The 18,990-nt window shown below is 62.4% G+C and carries 14 protein-coding genes; all 14 read left to right on the top strand.

Annotation, left to right across the window (positions count from 1 at the left end; genetic code table 11):
• The first annotated feature begins 15 nt into the window (after positions 1-15).
• The 14 genes from leuC (at position 16) to DT070_RS12260 (ending at position 18,976) form a co-directional block, all read left to right on the top strand.
• Positions 16-1,437 carry a 3-isopropylmalate dehydratase large subunit gene (gene leuC, locus DT070_RS12325; protein ID WP_122955666.1) on the top strand — a complete coding sequence of 474 codons (1,422 nt, stop codon included), beginning with the start codon at positions 16-18 and terminating at the stop codon, positions 1,435-1,437.
• 11 nt (positions 1,438-1,448) lie between these two features.
• On the top strand, positions 1,449-2,099 hold the full coding sequence (leuD, locus tag DT070_RS12320) for a 3-isopropylmalate dehydratase small subunit (protein ID WP_122955665.1): 651 nt from the start codon (positions 1,449-1,451) through the stop codon (positions 2,097-2,099).
• 69 nt (positions 2,100-2,168) lie between these two features.
• Positions 2,169-2,942 (top strand): hypothetical protein, encoded by a 774-nt coding sequence (locus tag DT070_RS12315; RefSeq protein WP_122955664.1) that lies wholly within the window; start codon positions 2,169-2,171, stop codon positions 2,940-2,942.
• A gap of 24 nt (positions 2,943-2,966) precedes the next feature.
• Entirely contained in the window at positions 2,967-4,037 is a 1,071-nt protein-coding gene (gene leuB / locus DT070_RS12310; RefSeq protein WP_122955663.1) for a 3-isopropylmalate dehydrogenase, read from the top strand.
• A gap of 282 nt (positions 4,038-4,319) precedes the next feature.
• The gene (asd, locus tag DT070_RS12305) at positions 4,320-5,459 is read left to right on the top strand and encodes an aspartate-semialdehyde dehydrogenase (protein ID WP_122955662.1); all 1,140 of its coding nucleotides are present in this window, start codon (positions 4,320-4,322) and stop codon (positions 5,457-5,459) included.
• 253 nt (positions 5,460-5,712) lie between these two features.
• Positions 5,713-8,424 carry a FimV/HubP family polar landmark protein gene (locus tag DT070_RS12300; RefSeq protein ID WP_122955661.1) on the top strand — a complete coding sequence of 904 codons (2,712 nt, stop codon included), beginning with the start codon at positions 5,713-5,715 and terminating at the stop codon, positions 8,422-8,424.
• Positions 8,425-8,472: 48 nt separating this feature from the next.
• Complete coding sequence (gene truA, locus DT070_RS12295; RefSeq protein ID WP_122955660.1) at positions 8,473-9,267, top strand: tRNA pseudouridine(38-40) synthase TruA; 795 nt, start codon at positions 8,473-8,475, stop codon at positions 9,265-9,267.
• A gap of 486 nt (positions 9,268-9,753) precedes the next feature.
• Positions 9,754-11,202, top strand: a complete 1,449-nt coding sequence (locus DT070_RS12290; RefSeq protein WP_153976377.1) for a hypothetical protein — start codon at positions 9,754-9,756, stop codon at positions 11,200-11,202.
• Positions 11,203-11,272: 70 nt separating this feature from the next.
• A complete protein-coding gene (locus DT070_RS12285) occupies positions 11,273-14,062 on the top strand; it encodes a hypothetical protein (protein WP_122955658.1) in 2,790 nt (929 codons plus the stop codon).
• A 288-nt stretch (positions 14,063-14,350) separates the two neighbouring features.
• Positions 14,351-15,076: a phosphoribosylanthranilate isomerase gene (locus tag DT070_RS12280; RefSeq protein WP_122955657.1), complete on the top strand. Its 726-nt coding sequence runs from the start codon at positions 14,351-14,353 to the stop codon at positions 15,074-15,076.
• Positions 15,054-16,355: a tryptophan synthase subunit beta gene (trpB, locus tag DT070_RS12275; RefSeq protein ID WP_122955656.1), complete on the top strand. Its 1,302-nt coding sequence runs from the start codon at positions 15,054-15,056 to the stop codon at positions 16,353-16,355. Before DT070_RS12280 ends, trpB begins: the two co-directional genes overlap by 23 nt.
• Positions 16,352-17,170: a tryptophan synthase subunit alpha gene (gene trpA, locus DT070_RS12270; RefSeq protein ID WP_122955655.1), complete on the top strand. Its 819-nt coding sequence runs from the start codon at positions 16,352-16,354 to the stop codon at positions 17,168-17,170. Before trpB ends, trpA begins: the two co-directional genes overlap by 4 nt.
• A 146-nt stretch (positions 17,171-17,316) precedes the next feature.
• On the top strand, positions 17,317-18,189 hold the full coding sequence (accD, locus tag DT070_RS12265) for an acetyl-CoA carboxylase, carboxyltransferase subunit beta (RefSeq protein WP_092131730.1): 873 nt from the start codon (positions 17,317-17,319) through the stop codon (positions 18,187-18,189).
• 124 nt (positions 18,190-18,313) lie between these two features.
• A complete protein-coding gene (locus DT070_RS12260; RefSeq protein WP_122955654.1) occupies positions 18,314-18,976 on the top strand; it encodes an LON peptidase substrate-binding domain-containing protein in 663 nt (220 codons plus the stop codon).
• Positions 18,977-18,990 lie beyond the last annotated feature (14 nt).

Raw genomic sequence — 18,990 nt, 5'->3', positions numbered from 1 at the left:
CCACGAAGGAAAACCATGGGACGCACCCTCTACGACAAAATCTGGGACGAGCACGTCGTTCATACCGAAGAAGACGGCACCTCCATCCTCTACATCGACCGCCACCTGGTGCACGAAGTCACCAGCCCGCAGGCGTTTGAAGGCCTGCGCGAGGCCGGCCGCAAGGTCTGGCGCATCAGCTCCATCGTCGCCACCGCCGACCACAACACGCCCACCACCGGCTGGGAGCTCGGCTACGACGGCATCACCGACCTGGTGAGCAAAGAGCAGATCACCACGCTGGACAGCAACATCAAGGAATTCGGCGCTGCGGCCTTCTTTCCTTTCATGTCCAAGCGCCAGGGCATCGTGCATGTCATCGGCCCTGAAAACGGCGCCACGCTGCCCGGCATGACGGTCGTCTGCGGCGACTCGCACACCTCCACCCACGGCGCTTTCGGTGCACTGGCGCACGGCATCGGCACCAGCGAGGTCGAGCACGTGATGGCCACCCAAACCCTGCTGGCCAAAAAAGCCAAAAACATGCTCGTGAAGGTCGAAGGCAAGCTGGCGCCCGGCCTCACCGCCAAAGACATCGTGCTGGCCATCATCGGCAAGATCGGCACGGCCGGCGGCACCGGCTACACGATCGAATTTGCCGGCGCGGCCATCCGCGCGCTCAGCATGGAAGGCCGCATGACGGTCTGCAACATGGCGATCGAAGGCGGCGCACGCGCGGGCCTCGTCGCCGTCGACCAGAAGACCATCGACTACGTCAAAGGCCGCCTGCTCTCGCCCACCGGCGTTGAATGGGACATGGCCGTCAAGTACTGGAACACGCTGCACTCCGACGCCGACGCAAAATTCGACGCCGTGGTCGAGCTTGACGCGAGCCAGATCCTGCCGCAGGTCACCTGGGGCACCTCGCCCGAGATGGTGCTGTCCATCAACGACCGCGTGCCTGACCCCGACAAGGAAAAAGACGCCAACAAGCGCGGCGCCATTGAGCGCGCACTCACCTACATGGGCCTGCAGCCGGGCAAGGCGCTCAACGACCTGTATGTCGACAAGGTGTTCATCGGCTCCTGCACCAACAGCCGCATCGAAGACATTCGCGAAGCGGCCGCCATCGTCAAGAAGATCGGCCAGAAGGTCGCCAAAAACGTGAAACTGGCGATGGTCGTGCCGGGCTCCGGCCTGGTGAAAGAACAGGCCGAACGTGAAGGCCTGGACAAGATCTTCGTGGCCGCCGGCTTTGAATGGCGTGAGCCAGGCTGCTCGATGTGCCTGGCCATGAACGCCGACCGGCTGGAGCCGGGTGAGCGCTGCGCCTCGACCAGCAACCGCAACTTTGAAGGCCGCCAGGGCGCCGGTGGCCGTACGCACCTGGTGAGCCCTGCCATGGCCGCAGCCGCGGCGGTACACGGCCACTTTGTCGACATCAGAAAATTCTCCTAAAGAGCCGCACCATGCAGAAATTCACCGTACACAAGGGCCTCGTCGCCCCGATGGACCGCGAGAACGTCGACACCGACGCCATCATCCCCAAGCAGTTCCTCAAGTCCATCCGCAAGACCGGCTTCGGCCCCAACCTGTTTGACGAATGGCGCTACCTGGACCCGGGCTTTCCCGGCCAGGACCCGGCCAGCCGCAAACCCAATCCCGACTTCGTGCTCAACCAGCCGCGCTACGCCGGCGCCTCCATCCTGCTGGCGCGCAAGAACTTCGGCTGCGGCTCTTCGCGCGAGCACGCGCCCTGGGCGCTCGACCAGTTCGGCTTTCGCGCCATCATCGCGCCCAGCTACGCCGACATCTTCTTCAACAACAGCTTCAAGAACGGCCTCCTGCCCATCGTGCTGCCTGAAGCACAAGTCGCCCAGCTGTTTGACGAAGCGCTGGCCTTCCCCGGCTACCAGCTCACGGTCGACCTGGAGCGGCAAGTCATCGTCAAGCCGCAAGGCGAAGAGCTCCCCTTCGACGTGCAGGCGTTTCGCAAGTACTGCCTGCTCAACGGCCTGGACGACATCGGCCTGACCTTGCGCAACAGCGACAAGATCAAGGCCTTTGAGGCCGAGCGCCTGGCGACCAAACCGTGGCTGAACCACACCGTGGCCGGCTGACTGATTAACAACAAAATCGTGCTCCAGCCCAATAACCACCTTGGCTAGCCGCTATAAAAAAGATAGTAAATGAGAGTCGCAACTTTCCCGGGTGACAGCACCGACGACAAATTCAAGATTTTCGAACTCAGGCTGCCGGGGCTCAAGTCATGGTTCAACCGCACTATTCGTGGTTCATGGCCGGGCACGGATTACAACTTTTCTGCTCTGGGGCGAAACGCCTTGTTTTGTGGTCTTGCGTTGCAGGCTCTGTTTGCGTCGGCGCAGGAGCCGGTGGATGCACGCGCGGCGGCGGCCCGCGCTTTCTCGGAGTCAGTCAGGGCCGATGCGAAAGCTCTCCATGAGAGAAATGTCCTCGAGAGAAACGAACGGCATCGACTTGATCCAACCTGGGCCAAGCGAATGGAACTTGCGAAAAAAATCGAAATGCACCAGGACGTCCACAAAGCCTATTTGCGTCACTTCGGCGTCGCCATCTGGAAATGTCACGAAGTGCCGCGCTCTCCGGAATATTGGGGTTCAGAAAAATACCTGCAGAACAAGGCCACGCTGGCTGCGCAAATCGATGGCGGGGCACCTTTGGGCAACCTGGCCGCGCCGGGAACAAAGGCATTTGAAGAATCCGTAATGGAACGCGCTGACTGGCTGGCGACTTGGCATGAGCAGGAAACCCTCGAATTGGCCTCCCGAATGCTCGATCAGCCCGCAGCACGGCCCATCGTTGTTTCCTGGGCATCTTCCTATTTCAATCTAAACCTGTCCTGTTCGGGGAAACACTACGACTGGGAAACCACACCCGAAGATCGCATGTACCTGGACATCAGGAAGCAGCTCAATTTCTGACCCTTAACTCCTTTAGGCAATCTCATGAAAATCGCAATTCTCCCGGGTGACGGCATCGGCACCGAAATCGTCGCGGAAGCCGTCAAGGTACTGAAGGCGCTCGACCTCCAATTTGAGACCGAAAGCGCACTGGTCGGCGGCGCCGCCTATGAGGCCCATGGGCACCCGCTGCCCGAGTCCACACTCAAGCTCGCCAAAGACGCCGACGCCGTGCTGTTCGGCGCCGTCGGCGACTGGAAGTACGACAAGCTCGACCGCCCGCTGCGCCCGGAGCAGGCCATCCTCGGCCTGCGCAAAAACCTCGGCCTTTTTGCCAACTTCCGTCCGGCGATTTGTTATGCGCAGCTGGTGGACGCCTCCAGCCTGAAACGCGAGCTGGTGTCCGGCCTGGACATCCTCATCATCCGCGAGCTGACCGGCGACATCTACTTCGGCCAGCCGCGCGGCCGGCGCGTCTCGCCCGACGGCCACTTCCCCGGCTCGGAAGAAGCCTTTGACACCATGCGTTATTCGCGCCCTGAAATCGAGCGCATCGCCCATGTCGCCTTCCAGGCGGCCCGCAAACGCGACAAGCGCGTCACCAGCGTCGACAAAGCCAACGTGCTGGAAACCTTCCAGCTCTGGAAAGACGTGGTCACCGAAGTCGGCAAGGAATACCCCGACGTCGCGCTGGACCATATGTATGTGGACAACGCCGCCATGCAGCTGGTGAAAGCGCCCAAGAAGTTTGACGTGGTCGTCACCGGCAACATGTTCGGCGACATCCTGTCCGACGCCGCGGCCATGCTGACCGGCTCCATCGGCATGCTGCCCTCAGCCAGCCTGAACGACAAAAACCAGGGCCTGTACGAACCCAGCCACGGCAGCGCACCCGACATTGCCGGCAAAGGCGTGGCGAATCCGCTGGCAACGATTTTGAGCGCGGCCATGATGCTGCGCTTCAGCCTGAACCAGCCCGAAGCCGCCGCCCGCATCGAAAAAGCCGTGGATGCCGTGCTGAGCCAGGGTTTGCGCACGCCGGATATCTACAGCGAGGGCACGACAAAAGTCGGCACGGTGGAGATGGGCAACGCCGTAGTGAAGGCTTTAAGCTGACGTTTTTTCGCCGCAAAACCGTCCAAAACCGGCGCTTTGCCGGCGGTTTTGGCAGCTGTCAGCCCCGGTAAAGGCTGGTCTGGCTACAATCAAGACCATGCGCAAGAATCCCGCACTCACCCGCTTCATCGCCGCTTCGCGCGCGATCAGCGCTGCGCCGGTTTTTGCCCAGATCACCAAAACGACCACCATTAAAGGCTAGCAAGCCTGGTTCGTCGTGCCCTGCCGGCTCGATGAGCCGGGCCAAAAAGCTTTATTTTTGACTTTTTGAAGGGCAACGCAATGAAACTCAAAGGCAATCTCACGGGACTCGTCGGCTGGCGCGGCATGGTCGGCTCGGTCCTGATCGACCGCATGCAGGCCGAAGGCGACTTCGACCTGATCGAGCCGGTTTTCTTCTCGACCTCCAACGCCGGCGGCAAAGCCCCCGCCCAGGCGAAGAACGAAACCACGCTGAAAGACGCCTTTGACATTGAAGCGCTGAAAAAATGCGACATCATCATCACGGCGCAAGGCGGCGACTACACCTCTGAAGTCTTTCCCAAACTGCGCGCAGCCGGCTGGACGGGCCACTGGATTGACGCGGCCTCCACCCTGCGCATGAACGACGACGCCATCATCATCCTGGACCCGGTCAACCTGCCGGTCATCCAGAACGCCATGGCCAAGGGCGGCAAGAACTGGATAGGCGGCAACTGCACCGTCAGTTGCATGCTGATGGGCGTGGGTGCGCTGTACAAGGCCGGCCTGGTCGAATGGATGACCAGCATGACCTACCAGGCCGCGTCAGGCGGCGGCGCGCAGCACATGCGCGAGCTGCTCACCCAGTACGGAACCCTGAACAGCGAAGTCCGCGCCCTGCTGGACGACCCCAAATCGGCCATCCTGGAAATTGACCGCCGCGTGCTTGCCAGGCAGCAATCCCTGACCGGCGACGAGACCGCCAACTTCGGCGTGCCGCTGGGCGGCTCGCTGATCCCCTGGATCGACAAGGACCTCGGCAACGGCATGAGCAAGGAAGAGTGGAAAGGCGGCGCGGAAACCAACAAGATCCTCGGCCAGGGCGCCAGCTTCGGCACGGCCGAAACCCCTGTCGACGGCTTCTGCGTACGCATAGGCGCCATGCGCTGCCACAGCCAGGCGCTGACCTTCAAGCTGAAGAAGGACGTGCCCCTGTCCGATATCGAGGCGATGATCGCCGCCGACAACGAATGGGTCAAAGTCGTGCCCAACACGCGTGAAGCCTCCATCAAGGATCTGACTCCCGTGGCAGTGACGGGCACCATGCAAATCCCGGTGGGCCGCCTTCGCAAGCTGGCCATGGGCCCCGACTACCTGGGCGGCTTCACCGTGGGCGACCAGTTGCTGTGGGGCGCGGCCGAACCGCTGCGCCGCATGCTGCGCATCCTGCTGCAAGCCTGAATTAATTGAGGTGAGTGGCTGCCAACATGTAGCCGCTCACCCGTAACCACTTGTGACAAGACGTTGTCGTCAGACAACATCCGAAACTTGTAAGTTGACGCTAACTCGCTGTGTCAAAACTTAAGTGGTGTCTTAGCTTGTCAGCCTAATGCCTTGATGTTAAGGTTGTTTTTCGAAAATTCGCATCGAGGTTTTTGTGCGCTTAAGCAGAATAAAGTTACATGCAGACCGAGCACTGGAGGCTCACAACCCCATGAATAATCGCGGTCGTTGGCGTATCGGCGCCCTGGCGAGTGCCATTGCACTTCTGGGCAGCCTGGCAAGTCTGGAGGCCCACGCGCTAGCGCTGGGCCGGATTACGGTTCAATCGGCACTGGGCGAGCCCCTTCGTGCGGAAATTGACATCGCAGACATCAAACCCGATGAGGCCTCCAGCCTCAAGGCCGGCGTGGCACCCGCCGCCGTCTTCAAGGCGGCAGGGCTCGAATACGGCTCAGTCGTGGCCGGCGTCGAGGTCAGCCTGCAACGCCGCGCCGACGGCCGGTCCTACCTGCGCCTGAGCAGCAGCCGGCCTGTCACCGAACCGTTTGTCGACCTGATTCTTGAGGCCAACTGGGCCAACGGACGCATCACACGCGACTACACCATGCTGTTTGACCCGCCGGCGCTGCGATCCAGCGGTGCGGGTTCGGCCGTAGCCCCGACAGCGCCCATCCTGTCCAGGCCCCTGCCTGTCGCACCGCCGGCCAAAGGCATCGCCTCCATTCCTTATTCCCCCAGCGCCTCTTCCGGCGCACCCGCCCGCCCAGCCCCTGTGGCCAAGGCGCCCGCGGCAAGCCTTGAAAAAGTGCCTGCAGGCGGCGACAAGCAGGTCACCGTCAAAGCGGGTGACACCGCCGGCAAAATCGCCGCCCAGAACAAGCCCGCCAGCGTATCGCTGGACCAGATGCTGGTCGCCCTGCTCAGAAGCAATCCTGACGCCTTCATCGGCGGCAACGTCAACCGGGTCAAGTCCGGCGCGGTGCTGGACATTCCGAGCGCCGAAACGGCAAGCGCCATTTCCGCCAGCGAAGCCAGCCAGACCATCGTCGCGCAAAGCAAGGATTTCAACGCTTTCCGCCGCAAACTCGCCGAAGGCGTGCCGGCAACGCAAATGGCCGGCGCCGACCGCCAGGCCGGCGGCAAGGTGCAAGCCAAGGTCGAAGACCGCGCACCCGCCAGCACCACCCCCGACAAGCTGACGCTCTCCAAAGGCGCAGTGCAAGGCAAGCCGGCGACGGCTGCCGAAGACAAGATTGCCAAGGAACGGCAAGCCAAGGAAGCCTCCACACGGGTGGCCGAACTGTCCAAAAACATCAGCGACCTCAACAAGCTGAGCGGAGCGCCTGCATCGCCCGCCGCCGCGGCACCCGCAGCAGGAACCGGCACCACCAAGGCACCGGGCGTGGCCGTGACAGCGCCTTCCAGCGTCGCCGCGCCTGTTGCCCCCGCGACACCGGCCAGCCCCGCACCCGTTACAGCACCCGCAGCGCCAGCGGCAACAGCAGCGGTTCCCGCTGTGCAAGCCGCCAGCAGCAGCGTACCAGCCGCCGCAGCCCCTGAACTTGCGGCACCCTCAAGTGTTGCGCCGCTTGCAGCCGCATCCCAGCCCGCTGCCGCAGCCAGCGAGGCGGCACCCGTTGTCGCCGCTCCACCGGTCGTCAAGAAAAAACCCGTCACCCCGCCGCCGCCTCCTCCGGAGCTCAGCCTGGTTGACGAGTTGCTCGAGAACCCGCTGACGCTTCCCATTGCAGGCGGCCTCTTGCTGCTGCTGGCCGGATTCGGTTTCTACCGCTATCGCCAGCGCGGCAGTTCGGCCCAGGTTGACAGTTCTTTCCTCGAAAGCAGATTGCAGCCGGATTCTTTTTTCGGCGCCAGCGGCGGCCAGCGCATAGACACCAATGAGAGCAACGTCACGGGCTCTTCACTGGTGTATTCGCCTAGCCAGCTTGACGCCGCTGGCGACGTCGACCCGGTAGCCGAAGCCGATGTGTACCTGGCCTACGGCCGTGACTTGCAAGCCGAAGAAATCCTCAAGGAAGCGATGCGCACCAGCCCGATGCGCGTGGCCATCCATGCCAAGTTGATGGAAATCTATGCCAAACGCCGGGACAGTAAGGCGTTTGAAACGGTAGCCGTCGAAGCCTTCAACCTCACCCATGGCAACGGCCCTGAATGGGCTTACATCACCGAGATGGGCCGCGAGCTGGATCCCGCCAACCCGATGTACCAGCCAGGCGGCCAGCCCGGCGGCGCATCGTTCAACCCCGGTGGCACCCTGTCCATGGCGACCCAGCCGGCTCCCATCACGCCATCGGCGCCACCGCCGGCGCCTTCTGTGGATGTGGACCTCGACCTGGACTTTTCGCTTGGCGACGAGCCTGAAGTGGCCCCGGTGGCGATTTCAGCCCCTCCCCCTGCACCCGCTCCCCGGCCACCTGAGCCTACGGTTGCCATGAAGCCCCAGCCTGAGCCGTCAATGGACATGGACTTTGGAAGCGCCACCGTCGCACTGCCGGCAGCGGCAGCGGCCAAAGCTCCCGAAGCACCGGAACCCGACGCTTCGTTCCTGTCCGAAGGCCTGAACTTCACACCCGAACCTTTCACGCCTGCACCCAAGCCGGTTGCAGCCGCCAAGGCGGCGCCCGCCCCGGCACCTGCGCCTGCAGTTGCCGACAGCGGCATGCTGGAGTTCGACCTCGGCTCGCTGTCGCTCGACCTGAACGGCCCCACGACTGAAAGCCCGGCACCGGTGGCGATGGAAGCCTCTTCCGACAGCCCGCTGGAAACCAAGTTCCTGCTGGCTGAAGAGTTCCGCTCGCTGGGCGACACGGATGGCGCCAGGTCGCTGGCAGAGGAAGTGCTGGCCGAAGCCAGCGGTCCCCTGAAAGTCAAGGCGCAGGCGTTCCTGAACGCCTTGTCTTGAGCGCAGCCTGAACGCACTGCGTTCACTGCGCGCCAGCAGGGTCCAACCGTGAGGATTGCACTCGGCGTCAGCTACAGCGGTAGTGCTTACGAGGGCTGGCAAAGCCAGCTCTCGGGCAACACCGTACAAGACAAGCTGGAGCTCGCCCTCGCAAAATTTGCCGCCCAGCCGATCCGTACCCTCTGCTGCGGCCGCACCGACGCCGGCGTGCATGCGCTGATGCAGGTCGTGCACTTCGACACCCCCCTGCAGCGCGATATCGCTTCATGGGTGCGCGGCACAAACACCTTCCTGCCTTCAGACATCGCCGTCCAATGGGCGCGGGAAGTCCCCGACGAGTTTCATTGCCGCGGCAGCGCCATCGCACGACGGTACGCGTATGTCGTGCTGGAATCGCCGGTGCGCCCCAGCGTCGAAGCCGGGCGTGTCGGCTGGGTCTACCGGCCGCTGGACGGCGCCGCCATGCGCGAGGCGATCACGCACCTCATCGGCGAACACGACTTCAGCTCTTTCCGGGCCGCGCAGTGCCAGGCCAAGTCTCCCGTCAAAACCATCAGCCGGATCGACATTTCCGAGCGCGCCGGAACAGGCTCAAAGTACTGGCGCTTCGAGTTCGAGGCCAACGCTTTTTTGCACCACATGATCCGCAACATCATGGGTTGCCTGGTAGCCGTCGGCCAGGGCAATTACCCGCCTGGCTGGCTGGCCGAGGTGAGGGACGCGCGCAGCCGCGATGCCGCCGCACCCACCTTTTCACCGGATGGCCTGTACTTTCTGGGCCCTGTCTACGAAGCCCGCTACGGCTTGCCCACCCGCACTGCAGCCTACGACTGGCTGCCATGACACTCACCACCGCACTCCCCTAAAAATGCGCGGCCTCATCCGCGAGGATGGGGTGGCCGCAAGAGCAGATGCGTCGGTTTCGTGATGTACGAGGCCAAGCACTCTGCACATGGCTCGAACGCCTTGCTATAAAAATCATAGCTACATGTTCAAGCAGGTCAACGGTTGCAGGCCAACTTCATGCTAGTAATCCGCCTCACCCGATCGTGAAATCAGCCGCAGCTGAAACGGCCTGCGAATGACCATCAAGGCGTGAGCTCCAAGCCGCCCTGGGTGAAGACGCAGCGTCAAATCGACGGGCCTGGCGATATGCGCTTCGCCAACCAGGCCAGACCGAAGCTGGTTTGGGCACGTGCAAGGCGGCGCGCAAGCTGAAAAAACCTCACGCTACGTCGAAAGGGAACATGCACATTACATGCGTAACGCATTGGTAACAGCCCCTGTTTTAGTCTGCTGTGGATAGAAACCTCCGGCCTACAGCGATCCATGCGACCCATTCCCGTCTTCTGCTGGGCACTTGCCTGCAGCGCAGCGCAACTTCCAGTTGCCCTTGCCCAAACCACCTCCGCCACACGGTCTCCGGCCTCCGTTGCCGGCAGGCCCGAAGTGCCTGCGGATGGCGGCCCATCGTTTCCCAACAGCCGGCCCCGGCCGGCTTTGCCGAGCTTGCAGATCGGCAACGTGGCAGTTGGCGAGCGCGAGATCCGGTATCGCCGGGACAACACCGAAGAACGCATGGATGTGCGCTTGGGCGTAGACAGCCAGACCGGCGGCAACGTGGGCGTCGACTACGCCCGCGTGATCGACGAAAACTGGGCCTGGGGCATCAACGCCGTCAAGGGCTCGGACCAGCTCGATATCGTGGTCAACAGCCTGTATTCACTGCCCAAGCCCTGGTACCTCGGCGTGTCCGCAGGTTACCTGCGCCGCACCGACACCTACGCGTTCTATTCGGGTCCCGACAAGGCCACAGTCAGTCAGGGCAGTTTCCGGATCAACCTGCAACGCGACTTCCAGGACATGGGCGCCATCACCGATGCCGGGGTGCGGCTCTACACGGCACGGGCCCGGGCACCGGAGATGAGCCAAAAAATGATGACCGAGGACACGGCGACCGAGCTTCGCTTCCTGATCGATCCACGGCGCATCGCACCCGGCCAGCTCATGGGGATGGGCGTGTCACTGGGCCTGCAGCCCTGGGCCAATTCCCGGCTCAAGCTCGGCCTGGGTTCCGAGTCCGTTCGCTATAACTTTCAAGACGGCAGTTCCTCGCGCGACCGCCGCGCGAACATCAGCGCCGACCTGCAGCAACAGCTGTCCGGTTGCTGGCGCCTCGACGCTGGCTTCAACATCGGCGTAAGCGGCGAAAGATTTCAGCTCGCCGTGGGCCGCGGCCCCTGGTCCGTCGGATTGACCCGCAACAACGGCCGCGACAGCGCGCCCAGCAGCACACAGATCGTGATGGCCTACTCCGTCCCACTCGGCGGCCGTTCGCCGTCATCATGTGCACCGGCCCAAACGGCCACGGGCCGGGGCATCAACCGGCTTGACGAGGTCTTCCGCCGGCCGATAGAGCTGCCCACCACCGTGCTCGCACGCGTGGACATGACAGCCAAGCCCTACCTGCTCGCCAGCATCGACAAAACTGCACTCAACGGCGCGCAGGTGAGCGCTACGCCAGACGGGCTGCTGGTCACACTGTCCGGCCCGCAGGCATTGGCCTTGTTCTCGCTCTCCATCAACGGCGTACCGGTGGGCCCCGACGCCACCGGCCTGAACGGCGAGCGGCTGGTGTCCGTCACGCCTGATGGCCGCGTACGCATCGCGATACGGGCCTTCGCCAATCCGGGCGCCGGGGTCACCCAGCCCGTCGAAGCGGTCGTGGTCCAGCCGGGTCAAACGTCAGTCATCACCTTTAACGTGGTCGGCCGATAAATTTCTGCGCCGCCACAAAGCCCTTCCATATCCCTTTACCTACCCCTTCACCGCGAAAGGGCCGTCCCCCATGAAGACACTGTTTACCCGAGTCCGCAATCTGCTCGTGCTGCTGCTATGCGCGGCGCCCCTTTTGATTTGGGCCATTTCCCCCTCCATCCAGGGCTTGTCCGTCACCACCGTGCCTCAATTGAAGTTTGCCCAGGCGCAGATACAGCGGCTGGCCACCAACGTGACGCCCTTCACGCAAACGGCCACCAGCCCCTATAGCAGAGGCGCCATCAGCTACAGCAGCACCCAACCCGACGTAGCCAGTGTCAATGCCAGCACAGGCGAGGTGACACCCAAGAAGGTGGGCGAAACCCGCATCGTGGCGACCCAGCAAGCCGCAACGCCCTTCGCTGCCGCCACCGCCGAGTACAAGGTACAGCTGACTGGCGAGGTCCCGGTCTTCCAGACCTGGACACTGGGTTCTAAAACCTATGTCGCAGGAGCCGCCTATGTCATCGGCAACGATCTGCCGGCGGCGCAGTCACTCAATAGCAATGGGGCCATCACCTATCGTTTGAAAGACCCAGCCATGGCGACCATCGCCACTGTCACCACGCTGGACAACGTCACAACCGTGAAGCCCCTCAACACGGGCACGATCATTTTGGTGGCTGAGCAGGCCGCCACCCCGCAGTTCGCGGCTGGCAGCACTGAATCTACATTGACCATCAGCGCATTGCCCAACACAGTTCCCGCGGTGGAATTTACCTACGGCGCAAGTCAGACGCTGGGATCGACTGTGTCCGGCGCAGCCGGCCCTGTAACTTACCGGGTTGAAAACACCGCTGTAGCCACAGTCAACGGCCTCACTATCAAGGCCACAGGCGTGGGCACCACCACACTGTTCGCGATGCAGAACGGTGTCGATGTGAGCAGAGGCTCCGTGACAGTGAGAATAGGCAAGCCCACGCTCAGTTTTTCATCGTCGACGCTCACCAAAACCGTCAACGACAAGCCGTTTGAACTCCAGGCTGGGTCGGTCGACCTCGCCACCGGCCTTTCCCGTACCGCCTCCGTGACTTACGCTGTGACCTCCACCACCAACACCAACGCGATCAAGCTTCTCGGTGACGGGAAGACCGTGTGGATCGCCCAAGGCGGTACAGTGAAATTCACCGCCACGCAGGTTGCAGATGCCAACCACGAAGCAGCGACTGCCGAGCTGACACTCAACATTAATGGACAAGCACTGCCGTGGGTGGAGGTCAAGCAGCAACTACCCGGCACGGTGCTACGCGACCAGGAATACACAATCAGGGTGCTGACCAACTCTCCGGAAAGGCTGCCGCTGGGAATGTTTAACTTGGATTACCAGCAGTTTATGGAGACACCCGCTTACTGGAGAGAAGTACCCTCATCAGCGCCTTCCGCGCGCGGGCCGAACATTGAAGACGTGTATGTGGTCACATTTAACAACCCCAACAACACAGACATTCGCGTGCAGCCCCTGCTGGCCGCGCCCCAGTATTGGAGCTATCCGGGCTTTATCGAGCAGCCCGAGTTTCAGTGGCCTCTTGGGGAGACCTCTCTGAGTCGTGTGATAAGTGGCCCGGAAATCTCGTTCCTCGACGCGTTCCCTGGCGCCAGAAACCCTTATGTCCTCACCTACGGTACTTCGCCGTCTCTCAGCGACTCCGTCTTACCCTCCGGGTTCCGTATCGACGACAGCACAGTGAGAACCGATATCGCTCAGTTGGAGTTTGTGACGGCCACCCAAACCAGCGAGACTTACAAGCTTGTCCCTGTCGGCGTCGGTGAGTACACGCTCAAGGGCTCGATCAGGGACGGGGCCAACAAGGACCGCCAGACGAGCACCGTCGTGAAAGTGCAGCCGGCAGCGACGACGCTGAGCGCGTTGCAGCCTCTTACGCTGGCAACAGACTCTAGACGCGTGGAAGTGCTTCCGCCCCAATCTTCACGCCCCGGCACAGCGACCTTCACCTACCAGATTGCCGGCAGCGGCAGCACCATTGCACGTGTGGTGACCGAGGCGGGAAGGTATTACATCGAACCCGTAGGCACCGCAGGCACAACCACCCTCACCATCACCCAGGCGGCAACTGGCAACTACGCGGAAGGCTCGACATCGATTTCTATCACGGTTAACGCCGGTGCCCCGCCTATCACCGCTTTCCTGCCCAATATCACGCGGACCTACGGCGAAGTTGACGTTCTGATGCCCCTGCCAACAATTGGATTCAACCCGGATCAGGTTGTGGGTGGAACCATCACGTTCAGCTTCAACGACATCACACCCAGTTCCAAGGGTGCGGTCGCGTCCGCCGTGGTAGAAGGCGACAAGATTCGCATCGGGATCCTGCACGCCGGCGTAACAACGTTGACCGTGAAGCAAGGTACAAGCACAGCTACCACCACCATCACGGTGAACAAAGCGTTGCCGACTCTGTCCTACGCCAGCACAACGCCCGCGCAGCTGCAGCAAAATGCGTGCGCCAACGACACATTGGCAGTGCGTATGCCGCGGCTCAATGAAGGGTTACGGATAACGTCTGTCCCAGGCGCGGCCGTGGTCAGCACCGCTGAACTGAGCTCCACTAGCGACGGTGCCATCACTTACTCGTTCAGCAATCCCTTCCTGATGACCTTTGGCACGGGGGCCGCTTACGACCAGGCCAGCCTATACGGCGCCCATCCCAATCACTATGCCGGGAAGAATCTTCTAGGCGCCGATTTTTCGCTGACGGTACAGCAGGCAGAGTCGGCCGACTACCTGGCAGCGGCGCCTGTAACAGTGCCAAACGCATTTCACATCACGGGCATTGACTACACACCTGGCTGCGCACAGTAACGATCGCTGTGTGACCCCGGGGCTCCCGCCTGGGGGCCCCGATGGGTGCGCAATGAAGCTCAGCTCCTCGGGGAAATCGCTCCGGATCGGCACCCCGAAAACGGATTAGGCTGACCATTGGCTCGCCCGGCAGTGTCCCGTTACCCCGAAACGCCACAGAGCGTGATCGCGCAGCGCGGCGTCGGGGTGTCCGCGCCGATTTTTCGTCGAATGGCCCGTACTTTCAGTTTCCATGGACGAAAACCACTACGGCCAACCGGTTCCCCCGGTCGCCTATGATTGGTTTCCATGACACCCGCCACCCGCACCCGAATCAAGATCTGCGGCCTCACCCGTGAGGAAGATGTGGATGCGGCCGTGGCTGCGGGGGCCGATGCGGTCGGTTTTGTGATGTATGAGGCCAGCCCGCGTTACGTCAGCGCCGAACGCGCCGCCGAGCTGGCCCGCCGACTGCCGCCTTTTGTCACCCCGGTGCTGCTTTTCGTGAATGCGCCTGCTACAAAAATCATAGCTGCCTGTACAGACATACCAACGGCTTTAGTGCAATTTCATGGTGATGAAACGCCGGAAGCCTGCCTGGAGGCCGGCCGGCCTTTCATGCGCGCCGCACGCATTCCATTAGGTGGAAAAACCACTGAAAACACGCCGGGAACGCCTGCCGGCTTCGATCTCGTAAAATACGCGCAAGACTTCAAGGCCGCACAAGCCATCCTGCTCGACGCTCATGTCGAAGGTTATGGCGGCGGCGGGAAAACATTCAATTGGTCACTTCTTCCTCCAAACGTCAGCGCTCACCTCGTTTTGTCTGGTGGATTGACGCCTGCAAATGTGATCGATGGCATTTTGCAAGTCAGGCCGCGTTGCACAACGCTGGCCGTTGATGTCAGTTCGGGCGTCGAGATTTCCAAAGGAATCAAAAGCGCCGACAAGATCAACCAGTTTGTAGCGGCCGTTCGCGCCGCCGACGAACTACTTGCAAAGAGTCCCAACCATGTACGAGTACCACCAGCCTGACGTTTCAGGCCATTTCGGAATTTACGGCGGCAGTTTTGTTTCAGAAACCCTGACGCACGCCATCAACGAGCTCAAAGACGCTTACGCCAAATACCAGCACGACCCGGAGTTCATCGCTGAATTCCACTCTGAGCTGGCGCATTTTGTAGGCCGCCCTTCCCCGATCTACCACGCCGCACGCATGAGCCGTGAGCAGGGCGGCGCGCAGATTTACCTCAAGCGCGAAGACCTCAACCACACCGGCGCGCACAAGATCAACAACACCATTGGCCAGGCCATGCTGGCACGCCGCATGGGCAAGCCGCGTGTCATTGCCGAAACCGGTGCAGGCCAGCACGGCGTGGCCACAGCCACCATCTGCGCGCGTTACGGCCTGGAATGTGTGGTCTATATGGGCAGCGAAGACGTCAAGCGCCAAAGCCCCAATGTCTACCGCATGAATTTGCTCGGCGCCACGGTGGTGCCGGTTGAAAGCGGCAGCAAGACATTGAAAGACGCGCTCAACGAAGCCATGCGCGACTGGGTTGCCAATGTGGACAACACTTTCTACATCATCGGCACGGTGGCGGGCCCGCACCCCTACCCGATGATGGTCCGTGACTTCCAGAGCGTGATCGGCACCGAATGCCTGCAGCAGATGCCGGAGTTCATCGGCACGAAGCAACCTGACGCGGTGATCGCCTGCGTGGGCGGCGGAAGCAACGCCATGGGCATCTTCCACCCTTATATCCAGCACGCCAAAACCCGCCTGATCGGCGTCGAGGCGGCCGGCGAGGGCCTGGACAGCGGCAAGCACTCGGCGTCGCTGCAGCGCGGCCTGCCGGGCGTGCTGCACGGCAACCGCACCTATGTGCTGCAAAATGACGATGGCCAGGTCACCGAAACGCACAGCATCAGCGCGGGTCTCGACTATCCCGGCGTGGGCCCCGAGCACGCCTTCCTCAAAGACATAGGCCGCGCCGAATACGTCGGCATCACCGACACCGAGGCGCTGGAGGCCTTTCACTACCTGTGCCGCACCGAAGGCATCATCCCGGCGCTGGAATCCAGCCACGCCGTGGCCTGCGCCATGAAGATGGCGCGTACCATGCGCCCCGACCAAAGCCTGCTCGTCAACCTGTCAGGCCGGGGCGACAAGGACATCGGCACGGTGGCCGACCTGTCCGGTGCCGAGTTTTACGACCGGCCTTCGATGCGCGGCCTCTCCGTCAAGGGCGGCCCGGCATCCGCGGCCTCCTTCGACGCCAGCGGCGCCAAGGGCAGCGGGGTGCAGTCATGAGCCGCATTGCGACCACCTTCTCCACGCTCAAAAGCCAGGGCCGCAAGGCCTTGATTCCCTACGTCACGGCGGGCTACCCGTTTGCCGACGTCACCCCCGAGCTGATGCACGCGATGGTAGCCGGTGGCGCCGACGTGATCGAACTGGGCGTGCCGTTTTCCGACCCGAGTGCCGACGGTCCCGTGATCCAGAAGGCCGGTGAAAAAGCCTTGTCGCTGGGCATTGGCCTGGCGCAGGTACTGGAGATGGTGCGCCAGTTCCGCACCAAAAACAGCACTATGCCCATCGTTCTGATGGGCTACGCCAACCCGGTCGAGCGCTACGACATCAAACACGGCGGCAGCAAAACCGAAAGCGCCTTCATCCGCGACGCCGCACAGGCCGGCGTGGACGGCGTGCTGATCGTCGACTACCCGCCGGAAGAATGCGTGGAATTCGCCGCCCGGCTGCGTGCCCATGGCATGGACCTGATCTTCCTGCTGGCCCCCACCAGCACCGACACCCGCATGGCCCAGGTGGCCGAAGTGGCCAGCGGTTATGTGTACTACGTCTCGCTCAAGGGCGTGACAGGCGCCGGCACGCTGGACGTGGACGCCGTGGAAGCCATGCTGCCGCGCATCCGCAAGCATGTGAACGTGCCCGTGGGCGTCGGCTTCGGCATTCGCGATGCCGCCACGGCCAAGGCTATCGGCAAGGTGGCCGACGCGGTGGTGATCGGCAGCAAGATCATCCAGCTGATTGAAAACCAGCCGCGGGACAAGGTTGCCGCGGTTGCGCATGACTTTTTGAAGGAAATCCGTACTGCTTTGGACTGACTTTGGAGGCCTCTTTTGCTGGGCAAAATAAGGGCTTGAACCCGGCGCATAATTGCGCTTTTCGCCCGGCAAAGAGCCCGAAGGCCCAAAAGGCCAAAAGCTGAAAAGCGCCCAGGCGCCGCCCGACACCATAAGGACTGACACACATGTCTTGGTTAGAAAAACTCCTCCCGCCCAAAATCAGCCCCACCGACCCGACCGAGCGCCGCAGCGTGCCCGAAGGCCTGTGGATCAAATGCCCGAGCTGCGAGGCCGTGCTCTACAAGACCGACCTGGAAAAAAACCAGAACGTCTGCCCGCAGTGCAGCCATCACCACCGCATAGGCGCACGCGCCCGGCTGGATGCTTTTCTGGACCCGGAAGGCCGTTATGAGCTGGGGCAGGAAGTTCTGCCCGTCGACGCCCTCAAATTCAAGGACAGCCGCAAGTACCCCGAGCGCCTGAAAGAAGCCCTCGAAAACACCCAGGAGACCGACGCACTCGTGGTCATGGGCGGCGCGGTGCACAGCATCGGCGTGGTGGTGGCCTGTTTTGAATTCGACTTCATGGGCGGCAGCATGGGCAGCGTGGTGGGCGAGCGCTTTGTGCGCGGCGTGCACGCGGCCATCGAGCAAAAAGTGCCTTTTATCTGCTTTACCGCCACCGGCGGCGCGCGCATGCAGGAAGGCCTTTTGAGCCTGATGCAGATGGCCAAAACCAACGCCGCCCTGACCCGCCTGGCCAAAAAAGGCCTGCCCTACATCAGCGTGCTGACCGACCCGACCATGGGCGGTGTGAGCGCCGGCTTTGCCTTCGTAGGCGACATTGTGATTGCCGAGCCCAAGGCCCTGATCGGCTTTGCCGGCCCGCGTGTGATTGAGTCCACCGTGCGCGTGACGCTGCCGGAAGGCTTCCAGCGTGCCGAGTTCCTGCAGACCAAGGGCGCTGTCGACCTGATTTGCGACCGCCGGGAACTGCGCAAGACCGTGGCCAACTCGCTGGCCATGCTGCTGCGCCAGCCGGCCGATGCCGTCAGCTGAAAAGCCGGCAAGGTCTGAAAACCCGAAAAGCCCCTGAAGCAAAGCGTATTAGCCGCCCGAAAATTTCACCGCTCGGGTCACATGGGATGATGTGGTTCACGGCACTCCAAAGCACGATGAGACCATGCCAGAAGCCTTGACGCTGAGCTCCCTTCCCCTCTTTCCGCTGGGCGCGGTGTTGTATCCCGGCGGCTTGCTGCCGCTGCGCATCTTCGAGGTCCGCTACCTCGACATGATCGGCAAATGCCACAAGGCCGGCGCGCCTTTCGGCGTGGTGTCGCTCACCGAAGGCTCCGAGGTGCGCCGGCCGGCAGACGCCGGCTCCCCCACGGGTGACGGCTTTGCGAACGAAGTTTTCAGCACCGTGGGCACCCTTGCCACCATCACCGAATTCTCCATTCCCCAGCCGGGCCTGATGGTCATCCGCTGCACCGGTGCGCAGCGCTTTGAAATATCCCGCCGTGAAAAACTCAAGCACGGCTTGTGGATCGCCGATGTCACCCGGCTCGAAGACGACCAGTCCGTCGCTGTTCCGCCCGACCTGCAGGGCACAGCCGACGCCCTGGGCAGGCTGATCAAAAGCCTGCAGGTGCGCGACATACCGCAGGCCCAGATGCCGCTGCTGGCGCCCTACCGGCTGGACGATTGCGGCTGGGTGTCCAATCGCTGGTGCGAGCTGCTGCCGATCCCGCTGGAGCTCAAGCAACGCCTGATGGCGCTGGACAACCCCCTGGCGCGGCTGGAGCTGGTGAGCGATATCCTCGAGCGCACCGGCATCGCGCTCTGACGCCAAATACGCCT

Source organism: Polaromonas sp. SP1, assembly GCF_003711205.1.
In the GTDB taxonomy this organism is placed as follows: domain Bacteria; phylum Pseudomonadota; class Gammaproteobacteria; order Burkholderiales; family Burkholderiaceae_C; genus Polaromonas.
The sequence above is the reverse complement of the archived record's forward strand: the minus strand, read 5'-3'. Positions and strand labels throughout refer to the sequence as shown.

Coding starts and splice junctions, on each gene's coding strand:
- leuC (WP_122955666.1), top strand. CDS start 16: ATGGGACGCACCCTCTACGACAAAATCTGGGACGAGCACGTCGTTCAT.
- leuD (WP_122955665.1), top strand. CDS start 1,449: ATGCAGAAATTCACCGTACACAAGGGCCTCGTCGCCCCGATGGACCGC.
- DT070_RS12315 (WP_122955664.1), top strand. CDS start 2,169: ATGAGAGTCGCAACTTTCCCGGGTGACAGCACCGACGACAAATTCAAG.
- leuB (WP_122955663.1), top strand. CDS start 2,967: ATGAAAATCGCAATTCTCCCGGGTGACGGCATCGGCACCGAAATCGTC.
- asd (WP_122955662.1), top strand. CDS start 4,320: ATGAAACTCAAAGGCAATCTCACGGGACTCGTCGGCTGGCGCGGCATG.
- DT070_RS12300 (WP_122955661.1), top strand. CDS start 5,713: ATGAATAATCGCGGTCGTTGGCGTATCGGCGCCCTGGCGAGTGCCATT.
- DT070_RS12290 (WP_153976377.1), top strand. CDS start 9,754: ATGCGACCCATTCCCGTCTTCTGCTGGGCACTTGCCTGCAGCGCAGCG.
- DT070_RS12285 (WP_122955658.1), top strand. CDS start 11,273: ATGAAGACACTGTTTACCCGAGTCCGCAATCTGCTCGTGCTGCTGCTA.
- DT070_RS12280 (WP_122955657.1), top strand. CDS start 14,351: ATGACACCCGCCACCCGCACCCGAATCAAGATCTGCGGCCTCACCCGT.
- trpB (WP_122955656.1), top strand. CDS start 15,054: ATGTACGAGTACCACCAGCCTGACGTTTCAGGCCATTTCGGAATTTAC.
- trpA (WP_122955655.1), top strand. CDS start 16,352: ATGAGCCGCATTGCGACCACCTTCTCCACGCTCAAAAGCCAGGGCCGC.
- accD (WP_092131730.1), top strand. CDS start 17,317: ATGTCTTGGTTAGAAAAACTCCTCCCGCCCAAAATCAGCCCCACCGAC.
- DT070_RS12260 (WP_122955654.1), top strand. CDS start 18,314: ATGCCAGAAGCCTTGACGCTGAGCTCCCTTCCCCTCTTTCCGCTGGGC.